At 64.4% G+C, this 11,052-nt stretch carries 11 protein-coding genes and 1 tRNA gene; 7 read left to right on the top strand and 5 right to left on the bottom strand.

Features of this window, described 5'->3' with window-relative positions; genetic code table 11:
* Nucleotides 1–50: 50 nt before the first annotated feature.
* Nucleotides 51–127: transfer RNA gene (locus EJO69_RS05825), tRNA-Met, on the top strand.
* Nucleotides 128–280: 153 nt separating this feature from the next.
* Here EJO69_RS05825 and EJO69_RS05820 read toward each other — a convergent pair.
* The 5 genes from EJO69_RS05820 to EJO69_RS05800 form a co-directional block, all read right to left on the bottom strand.
* On the bottom strand, nucleotides 281–1,387 hold the full coding sequence (locus EJO69_RS05820) for an IS1249 family transposase (protein ID WP_126039482.1): 1,107 nt from the start codon (nucleotides 1,385–1,387) through the stop codon (nucleotides 281–283).
* 65 nt (nucleotides 1,388–1,452) lie between these two features.
* Nucleotides 1,453–1,884: a DoxX family protein gene (locus EJO69_RS05815; protein ID WP_126040125.1), complete on the bottom strand. Its 432-nt coding sequence runs from the start codon at nucleotides 1,882–1,884 to the stop codon at nucleotides 1,453–1,455.
* A gap of 8 nt (nucleotides 1,885–1,892) precedes the next feature.
* Nucleotides 1,893–2,660, bottom strand: coding sequence for an anti-sigma factor domain-containing protein (locus tag EJO69_RS05810; RefSeq protein WP_126040123.1), 768 nt, complete (start codon nucleotides 2,658–2,660; stop codon nucleotides 1,893–1,895).
* Nucleotides 2,657–3,256: a sigma-70 family RNA polymerase sigma factor gene (locus tag EJO69_RS05805; RefSeq protein WP_126040121.1), complete on the bottom strand. Its 600-nt coding sequence runs from the start codon at nucleotides 3,254–3,256 to the stop codon at nucleotides 2,657–2,659. Before EJO69_RS05805 ends, EJO69_RS05810 begins: the two co-directional genes overlap by 4 nt.
* A gap of 101 nt (nucleotides 3,257–3,357) precedes the next feature.
* Nucleotides 3,358–4,044 (bottom strand): fasciclin domain-containing protein, encoded by a 687-nt coding sequence (locus EJO69_RS05800; RefSeq protein ID WP_126040119.1) that lies wholly within the window; start codon nucleotides 4,042–4,044, stop codon nucleotides 3,358–3,360.
* Nucleotides 4,045–4,388: 344 nt separating this feature from the next.
* Between EJO69_RS05800 and EJO69_RS05795 the strand changes: the two genes are divergently transcribed.
* The 6 genes from EJO69_RS05795 to EJO69_RS05770 all read left to right on the top strand — a co-directional run bounded on the left by EJO69_RS05795 (nucleotide 4,389) and on the right by EJO69_RS05770 (nucleotide 11,008).
* Nucleotides 4,389–5,981: a SpaH/EbpB family LPXTG-anchored major pilin gene (locus EJO69_RS05795; protein WP_126040117.1), complete on the top strand. Its 1,593-nt coding sequence runs from the start codon at nucleotides 4,389–4,391 to the stop codon at nucleotides 5,979–5,981.
* Between the two features lie 35 nt (nucleotides 5,982–6,016).
* Nucleotides 6,017–6,868 carry a class C sortase gene (locus EJO69_RS05790; RefSeq protein ID WP_164519882.1) on the top strand — a complete coding sequence of 284 codons (852 nt, stop codon included), beginning with the start codon at nucleotides 6,017–6,019 and terminating at the stop codon, nucleotides 6,866–6,868.
* Nucleotides 6,869–7,076: 208 nt separating this feature from the next.
* Nucleotides 7,077–8,099, top strand: a complete 1,023-nt coding sequence (locus tag EJO69_RS05785; RefSeq protein WP_126040113.1) for a siderophore ABC transporter substrate-binding protein — start codon at nucleotides 7,077–7,079, stop codon at nucleotides 8,097–8,099.
* A gap of 53 nt (nucleotides 8,100–8,152) precedes the next feature.
* Nucleotides 8,153–9,139, top strand: coding sequence for an ABC transporter permease (locus tag EJO69_RS05780; RefSeq protein WP_211331519.1), 987 nt, complete (start codon nucleotides 8,153–8,155; stop codon nucleotides 9,137–9,139).
* Nucleotides 9,132–10,256 (top strand): iron chelate uptake ABC transporter family permease subunit, encoded by a 1,125-nt coding sequence (locus EJO69_RS05775; RefSeq protein ID WP_245993793.1) that lies wholly within the window; start codon nucleotides 9,132–9,134, stop codon nucleotides 10,254–10,256. The genes EJO69_RS05780 and EJO69_RS05775 overlap by 8 nt, the downstream gene beginning before the upstream one ends.
* Nucleotides 10,253–11,008, top strand: a complete 756-nt coding sequence (locus EJO69_RS05770) for an iron ABC transporter ATP-binding protein (RefSeq protein WP_126040111.1) — start codon at nucleotides 10,253–10,255, stop codon at nucleotides 11,006–11,008. Before EJO69_RS05775 ends, EJO69_RS05770 begins: the two co-directional genes overlap by 4 nt.
* Nucleotides 11,009–11,052: the final 44 nt, after the last annotated feature.

The following is an 11,052-nucleotide window of genomic DNA, read 5'->3' as shown; positions in this document are numbered from 1 at the left end:
GGTCCCACCTTGAGTTTCATCGGCCCCACCCACTACAGTGGAGAAGTCGCCGCGGGGTGGAGCAGTTCGGTAGCTCGCCGGGCTCATAACCCGGAGGTCGTAGGTTCAAATCCTGCCCCCGCCACCAAGTGACAGAGGCCCGGTTCTTCGGAACCGGGCCTCTTCTGTGTTCGGCGGCCGCAGTGCCGCGGCGCCGGCTCGCGGACAGTGATCAGTCCGTGGGCGAGCGTCGCTCGATGCGTGAGTTATAGGCCAAAAAGTGTGTCTGGGTTGGGCGTGTCTAGCGTAGTTCTGTCCAGTCCAGGGCGGTGTCGTATTGGCGGGGCTGGTTCTGTTGGTGTGCCGCGTCGGCGCGGATGTGGGCGTGGTGGTCGTGGTAGCGAGCGGCTGTTGTGGCGGGGTCCTCGGGGGCTTCGGTGCGGTAGTACAGGTACCAGTCGGTCAGGGCGCGTTGGTGAGCTGGTGGCATTCCTCGATGTGTGGCGATCAGCGCCTTGAGGGGTGAGTTGATTCCGCCCTCGAGCCGGTTTGTGGTGCGCGGTATTGTGCCGGTCACTGCGTGGAGCTCTGGGTTGAGGTGGGTGAACAGGTCACCGGCCCGTGCCCGTGTGGTCAGCACTGCGAATGCTCGCCGTGATCGCAGGTGGGTGTAGTCCGTTGTGGGGTGGCCGTATCTGTCCCGGCTGATGGTTCTTTCGTTGAGCGTGGGCTTGTGGTGGGCGTGGACGCGGGCGAGTTCTTTCTGCCAGGCGATGGCTTCGTCGCGGGTGGTGACTTGCATGAGGGCTCTGGTCAGAGACAGGGCGTCTTTGGAGGGCCCGAACACGGGCCGGAACGTGGTCTGTCGTTTGACGTTGAGGAAGACGTGGAACAGGCAGCGTTGGATGTGTGTGGTGGGCCAGCTGGCGCGCAGGGCTTTGGCGATGCCGGAGCCGCCGTCAATGACGACGATGCGTGGTGGGGGCAGGGTATCCATCAGTACCTGCCAGGAGTGGGCGTTCTCTTGAGTGGCCCAGTGCCAGGCGACGACATGGGTGGGGCTGGAGGCGATGAGGCAGACCATGTTCCCGATCCATGTCCCGTCGAGAATGAGGACGTCATGGACTTCTCCGGTGAGGATTGGGCGCGGCTGGATCTGCCATAGGTGTGCGATCTTGCGCCGGAACGTGCGCGGTGAGATCCCGACTGTTGCCGGGTCGAAGCTATCGAGGAGCCAGGACACGAACCAGCGCAGCACGTGCCGGTCGGTCAGGGCCGGCTTGGTCAGGGTGGTGGAGCTGCCGCAGCGAGTGCATCGGAACCGTTGGGCACCTGCTGTGGTGTAGCCATTCTTCTTCAGTGAAGCAGAGCAGATATCACACGTACGCCGGTAGGTGGGAGAAGGCATGGATTTAATACTCCAGAAGTATTAAATGTCAGACCTTCTCCCATGCCCTCAACGATAAACCAGGATCAGAGACACACTTTCTGACCTATAGCTCCGATGCGCGGCAGACCGGCGGCCCACAGTGCGAGCAGTACGAGAACCGGCTGGAAGAACAGTCGGCCGAGCCTCTTCGCATCAGTGTCGAGTCCGAAGGCGTCGATCCCCTCGACGTACTGGCCGATGTTGCCGGGAAAGATCGCCACATAGAACAGGGCGAGGGCGATACCCGCCCACCGACGATGGTCGGGCAGGAGGAGCAGGGCGAGGCCGAGGCCGATCTCAATGGCGCCGGATCCGAGGACGACCAGGTCCTCGTCGACCGGCACCCAGCTGGGCACCTGCGCCTGGAACTCCTCCCGCGCAACCGTAAGGTGAGCGAGGCCGACAAGAGTCATGCCGCCGCCGAGGATGAGGCGGGTGGCGTTCCGTGAACGCGTGATCCAGAGGGGCTCTGCCACGTCTGCTCCTACAGCTTGATGGAGACCACGGGAGGGCCCTCGAGCTCGTCGGATCCGCCCTTCGGCTCCATGGTGAATCCGAGCTCTGCGCTCGCAGGGATCGGCAGGGACTCAACGCCGGGATGGGCGGGGTCGATGACTCCCATGGGTGTGGCACCGTCGCCGCTGATGAGCCACATTTGCATGTCCTGATCCTCGGGGATGGTGACGTTCGCGGTCTGGACGCGGATGAGCCCCTCGTCGACAGAGGCCATGACGGTGATCCGCGCGGATTCATCTCCGGGCAGCGTCGCCTCGGCGATCGAGAGGTCCTCGGCCTCCATGAGACGGTCGAGCTCGGTCCGTTCGGTCTGGATGGCCTCCACCTGACTGCGCAGCTCATCTCGGTCATCGATGAGTCCGACGACGACGGCGGCGAAAGCGACGGAGGCGGCGGCACCGACGCCCGCAAGGGCGAGGGAGATGCGCTTCCACTTCGATGATTCGCGACGGAACTCGTCGAGGGAGACGACTCCGCCGCCCGTGGGTTTGGGAGATTCGTCGATCGCACGGGGGAGCGCAGTCTCCTCGGGAATGGAGAGGATGCGAGCCGTGATCTCATCCGAGGGCCGTTCGGGGACGTCGCTCAGAGCGAGTGCCGAGGCGGTCTCGGAATAGTCGGCGACGAGGAGCGCAAAGTCCGGATCCCGCTCCTCGAGGGCGAGGGCGAGGGACTCCTCGTCGGGGGCGAGCCCGCCGAAGACGAGTCCGGCGGCGAGGTGTTCTCTATCGATCATCGGACTCCCTCCATCTGTTCACGCAGTCTCTTCAAACCGTCCCTGATCCTTGTCTTCACTGTCCCGAGCGGAATGCCGGTGCGCTCTGCGGCCTGCTGATGGGTGAGGCCCTCATAGTAGACGAGGGCGATGACGCGCCCCTGCTCGGGCGGCAGCGTCCGCAGCGCAGTAGCTGCGCGAGCGGATTCGATACGGGTCTCCACCTCGTCGTCGACGCCGCCGTGGAATCCGGCCGTCAGGTTGATCTCCCGGATCCCCTGAACAGTCTCGCGGGTCCGCTGAGACTGGGTGGAGCGCACGCAGTCGATCGCTCGCCGGCGGGCGAGGGTGACGAGCCAGCCTGTTCCTGTCCCGCGCTCGCCGTCGAAGGACCGCGCGGAGGTCCAGATGTAGGTGAAGCACTCGTGCAGCACCTCCTCGGCAAGGTCCCGATCCCGGACCACGCGGATGATGACGGCGAGCAGCATGCCGCCCGTCAACTCGTACAGGTCGGCGAAGGCCTGTCGGTCGCCGCTCGCGATCTGGTCGAGGAGGATCCCGGCATCATCACCACCCCGCTGTACGCCGGGACCCGGCGGCTGGTCAGTATTCTCCATAGGCCAAGAGTGCCACGTCGGTGCCAGGCCTGCCATCAGGTTCCCCATGCATGCCGACGGTGGGCAGTGCCCGAAGGCACGGCCCACCCTCGACGTCAGGCTCAGGGCAGAAGCACCGAGTCGATCATGTAGACGGTCGCGTTCGTGATGTCGACGTTGCCGCAGACGAGACCCGCGTCGTTGAACTGCAGGTCATCGCCCGAGCCGGTGACGGTGACGGTGGCACCGTTGACCGTCTCGTGCTCGCCGACGATCTCATCGGGGCCGATCCGACCGGGGATCACGTGGTAGGTGAGCACGCTGGTCAGCGTATCGGCATCCGCAACGACCGCGTTGAGATCCTCCTCGGGGAGGGCGGCGAAGGCGTCGTTGATGGGAGCGAGAACCGTGAACTCGCCACCCGCGAGGGTCTCGACGAGGTTGACGTCAGGGTTGAGCTCGCCCGCGACGGCAGCCTTGAGTGTCTGCAGCTCGGGGTTGGCGATGACGGCGTCGACGACGTTGCCCTCGGCCATGCCCTCGACTGAGGCCGGTCCGGTCGGGTTCGCCTCAACGTAGGCGGCGCAGCCGGGACCGAACGGGCCGTCGATGGTGGCCATCTCGTCGGGCTCCTCGGATTCGGTTGTCTCCTCCTCTGCCATCGTCGTCTCCTCCTCGGCCATCGTGGTCTCTTCCATGGTCGACTCGGACTCGGTCGTCTCGTCGTCGGAGCAGGCGGCCAGTGTGAGCACGGACAGCACGGCGACGCTGAGGACTGCAGAGGTACGTGTGCGGATTGAGCGGGTCATGATGTCTCCTTGAGTACGTGGTGCTTCGGTTCGGAACTGCCGTGTTGGCCTCCGTCCCTGTGCTTATGGTTCGGAGCGCCCGCCGGTCTGGATTGGATGAATGTGAAAGAACTTTCCACAGGACGATTGACGATCACCGATCGAGGGTTCTGCGGTGGTCGATCCAGCGGTTGGGAGTACCCATGAATCCCAGGCGGGCGGCCGACTCACAGGCGATCAGCCGCGGTCGGGTGGGGTAGAGGCGCCAACCTAGCGTCGGTGCTGATGAGCGCGGCCCGGGACGGGTCGGCTCTGAGACTCGGGGCTCTCCGCCTCGATGAACGCACCCTCACGAAGGAAGATTCATGGCAATCATGACAGGCGCACGGAGAGCGCTGACGGCGGCATTCACTGCGACGCTGCTCCTTGCGGGCGGCATCGGCGCCGCCCATGCGAGCGACTCGGTCCTCGATCCGGACCGGACGGCTCGCGTCACCATTCACACGTCGGAACAGGGCGGAATCATCGGTGCCCCGGCAGACGGTCTGAGACAGACCGATCTTGAGACTGCTCCCGGACTGCCGGGCACAACATTCAGAGCCCGACACGTCGTGTCCGCGAAACTGGGCCTCAAGGGGTTCAGCCTCAACCTGGCGACGAGCACGGGATGGGCGAACGCGTCCAAGCTCGACTACGACGCGGCGGCAGGCCAGTGGTGGTACGACGGTCAGCAGGCGACCGTGCAGTACGGCGATCTCTCCCAGACAGCGTCCACCGGCCCGGCTGGTGGTGAATATGCGCCCGCCGTATTCGAGAGCCTGCCCGTCGGCGTGTACATGTTCGAGGAGGTGACGAGCGCCGGCGCGGCGAAGGACACCGTGCCGTGGGTGATGACGGTCCCGAGAACGCACCCGGTGGACCGGGACTCCTGGCTCTATGACCTCCACGTCTACCCCAAGTACTCGCTCCTCGACTTCACGAAGACCGTCGACGACAGGTCGGCGGCGGCCGCTGGCGACGTCATCGAATGGACGATGATGGCGGGGGTTCCGAGAATCGCAAATGCGAATATGACGGACGAGGCCAGCCGATTCCTTGCGCCACCTCTGTTCATCATCAAGGATCGCCTCGACCCGCGTCTCGTGTCCGCGGACGACCCCGTCACCGTCACGCTCGACGGGTCGACGGTGGGCCTCGTGCCCTCCGACTACCAGATCGGCTGGAAGGAGATCGGCGGTTCACAGGAGATGACTCTGACGTTCCTCGAGACGGGGCGGGCCAGGCTCGGTGAGGCGATCTCTCTCGCCGACGATCCAGAAGGTGTCAAGGTAAGGGTCACGATCAGGTCGAGGCTGCGCGGCGTCGAGGTCGGCGCCTTGGGCGATGGTCTGATCAGCAGTCCCGCAGAGCTGTTCACCAGTCTTCGGGCCTTTGCCGAGAACACGCCTCTCGTCTCCAGCGAGCCGATGACGAAATGGGGGGACGTTCTGCTCGAGAAGGTCGACGCAGTCGACGCGACGAAGAAGCTTGAGGGCGCCGAATTCACTCTCCACCGCACCCGGGCAGAGGCTCTCAGCGGAGCGAATCCGCTGACGGTCGGCGGGCGGAGTGTATTCACGACGGGAGCGGACGGGACGGTGCGGATCATCGGTCTGCGCTATTCGGGATGGACGCAGAACGGTGTCGTGAGTTCCGACGTCGAGGGTTGGACGTCCTACTGGGCCGTCGAGCAGAAGGCGCCGGTCGGGTATGAACTTCTGACAGCCCCCGTGGAGTTCACGGTCGACCAGATCGATCAGCCACTTGAGCTCGCCACCCGCATCGAAGGGGCACCGCGCACCAGCCTGGCGATGCCGCTGACCGGGTCGACGGGCACGTGGCTCTTCACGGCAGCAGGTGCCCTCATCGTCACCGCTGGTGTCTACGTCGCCCTGCGACGGAAACAGCGTTTGGGCTGATGACGGGGTGCGGCCCTCGGGCCGCACCCAGCACTATGGAAGACGATCGCAGACAGGTGAGCGGGACCGTGGGGCGAGCCGCGGCGTGGCTTCTCATCATGCTTGGGCTCGCCGTGCTCGTGTACCCGAACGCCGCGGATTGGGCGGCACGGCGGAGCCACGGCGCCGAGATCGCGAACTACATCGCCTCCGCCCCGCAGGTCGGAGGCGATGCTCTCACGCAGGCGCGGGCCTTCAACGCCGACGGCGGGATCGAGGCTATTGATGATCCCTTTGAGGGCGGTGGCATGAGCGGTGTTTACGCCGACTTCCTCTCGGTCGATGGTTCGGACGCCGTTGGGCGGGTCAAATACGGCCACGTCGGCATTGATCTGCCCATCTACCGCGGCACCGGCGATGATGTCCTCGCCAAGGGCGCCGGGCACCTTCCCGGGACTGCGCTCCCGATCGGCGGGCCCTCCACCCACGCGGTTCTCACCGCCCACTCGGGTCTCCCGGGGGCGCGACTATTCACCGACCTGCACGACGCGGAGGTGGGTGACACTTTCTGGATCGAGATGCTCGGCGAGCGCCGCTGGTACAGGGTCACGGGCGTCGGCGTCCATGACCCGAACGACGGCGACGCGCTCGCGGTTGTGCCGGGTAGGGATATCGTCACGCTCTTCACCTGCACGCCGGTCGGCGTTAACAGTCACAGGATCCTCGTCCGCGGTGAGCGCACCGACCCTCCTGTGGAGAGGGACCCGGAGCCGTTCGAGATGCCCTTTCCATCGTGGCTGGTCGTGCTTGCGGTCGGGGGTGGCGCTGCTGCGCTCATTGTGACTCGCGGCGGTCGGCGCCACGTGAGCCGGACGGACGCGGGCCTTTCTCAGCATCCGCAGGGGTGAAATAAATCATGGAGAAGAACGACCGCGCCGCGATGACCACTCGACATTCCTGGATTTACCAGGGTTTATTCGTTAGGACCAAAGGACTACGTTGATATGTCAACGAAAAGTGAATTACGAACATCTGTTGTTTCTTAAATGAATTAGGTTAGCCTTACCTACGAACGGGGAGCCCGTTCCATGAGTTCTTTCAGAGAAAGATGCACGGATGATCATTCGTTCTCGATCCCATCTCGGCCTCATCGCCGTGGCAGCCGCCGCGGCGTTGACGCTCTCGGCCTGCGGCGATGATGCCGACACGACCGCGGGCGGCAACGCAGGCGGTGGACAGGAATCGCAGGAGACGACCTCTGAGTCGCAGGTGACGGACATGGCCGGCAACACGGTCGAACTTCCCGCCGATCCGCAGTCGATCATTGCGACGGACAATCGCACGTTCGGCACGCTCGCCGACTGGGGCATCGAGCTGTCGGCCGCGCCGATCGACCTCATGCCGGTCGCGGATGAGTCGCTGGCCGTCTACACCGAGAGCGATGAGATCGAGAACCTCGGCAATCACCGCGAGCCGAACATGGAAGCGTTCATCACCACCGAACCCGACCTCATCCTCAACGGTCAGCGCTTCGCCCAGTACGAGGAGCAGATCCGCGACCTCGTGGGGGATACGGCGTTCGTCAGCACGGAGATCGACATCGCGAATGTCGTGATCGACGACGGACTGCGCGAGCTCACCGCACTGCTCGGAGACATCTTCGGCAGGCAGGATGATGCCGACCAGCTGATCGCCGACTTCGACGAGTCCATCGATCGCGCCGCCGCTGCCTACGAATCCGACCAGACCGTCGTCGGTCTCATGACCACGGGCGGGTCGATCAACTATGTTGCGCCGTCGACGGGCCGGACGATCGGGCCGATCTTCGACGTCCTCGGGCTCACTCCGGCCCTCGACCGCGACGGCTCATCCAATCACCAGGGCGATGACATCTCGGTCGAGGCGATCGCGGACGCAAATCCGGACTGGATCCTTGTGCTCGACCGTGATGCGGGTGCCGGCACTGAGGGCGCCGCAAGCGCGCGCGAGCTCATCGCCGAGTCGGAGGCGCTGGCAGGCGTGACGGCAGTGCAGGAGGGGAACATCATCTACCTCGACCCGACCTTCTATGTGGCAGAGGATATCCAGCACTACACCGAGCTGTTCAATCAGATGGCAGACGCGTTCGAGGCGAAGTGATGTGAGGGCTGGGCGGCATTGGCCGTCCAGCCCCTCGTTGAAAGAGTGACACCGTGACAGTGACTGATGTGAAGACGCGGAGCGGCATCCGCGGCCGTTCGGCGGCGCCGAAGCGGGCGCTCGCCATCGGCATCATCCTGACGATCGGGCTCGTCACCGCCTCGCTCTTCGTCGGGGTCTATGACATCTCGGCCGAGGGCGGGGCGGAGATGTTCTTCATCACCCGCGTGCCGAGGACGATCGCCCTCGTTCTCGCCGGTGCGGCAATGTCGATCGCGGGCCTGGTCATGCAGCTGATGACGCAGAACAGGTTCGTCGAGCCGTCGACGACGGGAACGACTGAATGGGCCGGTCTTGGCCTTTTGACGACCATGATCCTCTTCCCGGGGTCACCCATCCTCGTGAGGATGATCGGGGCGATCATCTTCGCGTTCGTCGGAACCATCGTCTTCTTCATGTTCCTGAGGCGGGTCACGCTCAAGTCATCCCTCATCGTCCCGATCGTCGGCATCATGCTCGGCGCGGTCGTCGGTGCATTCTCCACGTTCCTCGCCCTGCAGACGGACATGCTCCAGAACCTCGGAATCTGGTTCGCGGGCTCGTTCACCACGGTCGTGCGGGGACGCTACGAGCTCCTGTGGATCGTCATCGTCCTGCTCATCATCGTGTTCCTCATCGCCGATCGCTTCACCGTCGCAGGCCTCGGCAAGGACGTCGCCACGAACGTGGGCCTCAACTACGGCGCCATCATCTTCACCGGGATCAGCATCGTCGCGGCGGTGACCGGAGTCGTCACCGTCGTCATCGGAGCGCTGCCGTTCCTCGGCCTCATCGTGCCGAACGTCGTCTCGCTCTTCCGGGGCGACAACCTGCGGACAAATCTGCCGTGGGTCGCGCTCGTCGGCATCTGGGTCGTCACCGTCTCCGACATCATCGGCCGGACCATCATCATGCCGTTCGAAGTGCCGGTCTCTCTCATCCTCGGCGTCCTCGGCGCCATTGTCTTTGTGTTCCTACTTGTGAGGCAGCGTCGTGGCTGAAGCGGTCCAGGAGAGAATCATCATCGAGCAGGCGTGCGAGGTCCATCGGGCCGACACGTCACCTGCGCCGCTCGCATGCCAGTCGTGCCGGGCGAACCCGAAACGGTGCGCCAGGTCCGGGTGCTCGGGCCCCATCGTCACCAAGCGGCAGAGGGTCCGCTACGTCGCGATCGTCTCCGCTCTTACTGTCATGGCACTCGCTCTCGCCTTCGCGGTGCTCACGTACGACAACGGGATGCCGTTCGGTTCTGAGGGGTATTGGCGGATCGTGTCGATGAGGGCGGACTCCCTCATCGTCATGGTTGTCGTCGCGGCCTGCCAGGCCTTTGCGACCGTCAGCTTCCAGACCGTCACCGCCAATCGGATCATCACCCCGTCGATCATGGGCTTCGAGTCCCTCTACATCGCGATCCAGACTGCGGTCGTCTTCGTCTTCGGTGCGGCCGGGGTGACGATGGTGGCGGGGACCGGCCAGTTCGTCCTCCAGGTCCTCCTCATGGTCGGGTTCGCGGGGGCGCTCTACGGGTGGCTCCTGTCCGGCAGGTTCGGGAACATGCACATCATGCTCCTCGTCGGTGTCGTCATCGGCGGCGGGCTCGGCGCCCTCTCCACCTTCATGCAGCGCCTCCTCGACCCGAACGAGTTCGACGTGCTGACGGCACGCCTCTTCGGCAACCTCTCGAATGCGGATACGGATAACCTTCCGCTCGTCATTCCGACCGTCATCGTCGTGTCGACGATCCTATGGTTCCGTGCCCGGCGTCTCAATGTCCTCGCACTCGGCAGGGATGTGTGCTCGAACCTCGGCATGAACCATCGCCGCGAGACGATGATCATCCTTCTGCTCGTCTCGATCCTCATGGCGATGACGACCTCTCTCGTCGGGCCCATGACGTTCCTCGGCTTCCTCATCGCGACCCTCGCCTACTCGCTGACGGACACCTACGACCACCGCCTCATCTACCCGGTCGCGTTCCTTCTCGGCTTCGTCGTCCTCAGCGGGGCGTACTTCATCCTCCGCAACTTCTTCTACGCCGGGGGAGCGGTCACCGTCATCATCGAGCTCATCGGCGGTCTCGTCTTCCTCGTCGTCATCATGAGAAAGGGGCGCCTGTGATCAGGCTTCGCAACGTCACCAAGGTCTATTCGGACGACGTCCAGATCGGTCCCGTCACACTCGACATTCCCCAGGGCGGCATCACCGCCCTCGTCGGCCCGAACGGTGCTGGGAAGTCGACGATTCTCACGATGATCGGTCGGCTGCTCGACATCGACGCGGGTACGATCGAGGTCGCCGGGCAGGATGTGCGGAAGGCGTCCTCGAAGGCGATCGCACGGACCCTGTCGATCCTGCGCCAGGAGAACCACTTCATCACCCGCCTCACGGTGCGCCAGCTCGTCGGCTTCGGCCGCTACCCGTACTCGCAGGGAAGGCTGACCGACGAGGACGAGTACTACATCACCGAGGCCATCGACTTCCTCAATCTCACGGACCTCGAGCACCGGTATCTCGATCAGCTCTCGGGAGGTCAGCGCCAGCGCGCCTACGTCGCGATGGTGCTCGCCCAGAACACGGAGTTCGTCCTGCTCGACGAGCCGCTCAACAACCTCGACATGCAGCACTCCGTCCAGATGATGAAGCAGCTTCGGCGGGCCGCCGACGAGCTCGGCCGGACGATCGTCATCGTCATCCACGACATCAACTTCGCCGCCCGCTACGCCGACCACATCGTGACGATGAACGACGGGAAGGTGACCGAGTTCGGACGGGCCGAGGACATCATGACGGAAGAGGTCCTCTCCCGTGTGTTCCACACGGATGTGAAGATCCTCCAGACGGACGACGGCCTCATGGCCTCCTACTACTAGACCCGACCGCCGAGAGAACCCGCGCCCCGGCATTCAGTCGACTG

The organism is Flaviflexus salsibiostraticola (assembly GCF_003952265.1).
GTDB classification, from domain to species: domain Bacteria; phylum Actinomycetota; class Actinomycetes; order Actinomycetales; family Actinomycetaceae; genus Flaviflexus; species Flaviflexus salsibiostraticola.
Note: the sequence above shows the minus strand (reverse complement) of the source record. Positions and strands in the feature narration are given on the sequence as shown.

Excerpts from the sequence above, each read along its gene's own strand:
- EJO69_RS05805 (WP_126040121.1), bottom strand. The coding sequence starts at position 3,256 with ATGGAGAATACTGACCAGCCGCCGGGTCCCGGCGTACAGCGGGGTGGT.
- EJO69_RS05795 (WP_126040117.1), top strand. The coding sequence starts at position 4,389 with ATGGCAATCATGACAGGCGCACGGAGAGCGCTGACGGCGGCATTCACT.
- EJO69_RS05820 (WP_126039482.1), bottom strand. The coding sequence starts at position 1,387 with ATGCCTTCTCCCACCTACCGGCGTACGTGTGATATCTGCTCTGCTTCA.
- EJO69_RS05810 (WP_126040123.1), bottom strand. The coding sequence starts at position 2,660 with ATGATCGATAGAGAACACCTCGCCGCCGGACTCGTCTTCGGCGGGCTC.
- EJO69_RS05785 (WP_126040113.1), top strand. The coding sequence starts at position 7,077 with ATGATCATTCGTTCTCGATCCCATCTCGGCCTCATCGCCGTGGCAGCC.
- EJO69_RS05790 (WP_164519882.1), top strand. The coding sequence starts at position 6,017 with ATGGAAGACGATCGCAGACAGGTGAGCGGGACCGTGGGGCGAGCCGCG.
- EJO69_RS05800 (WP_126040119.1), bottom strand. The coding sequence starts at position 4,044 with ATGACCCGCTCAATCCGCACACGTACCTCTGCAGTCCTCAGCGTCGCC.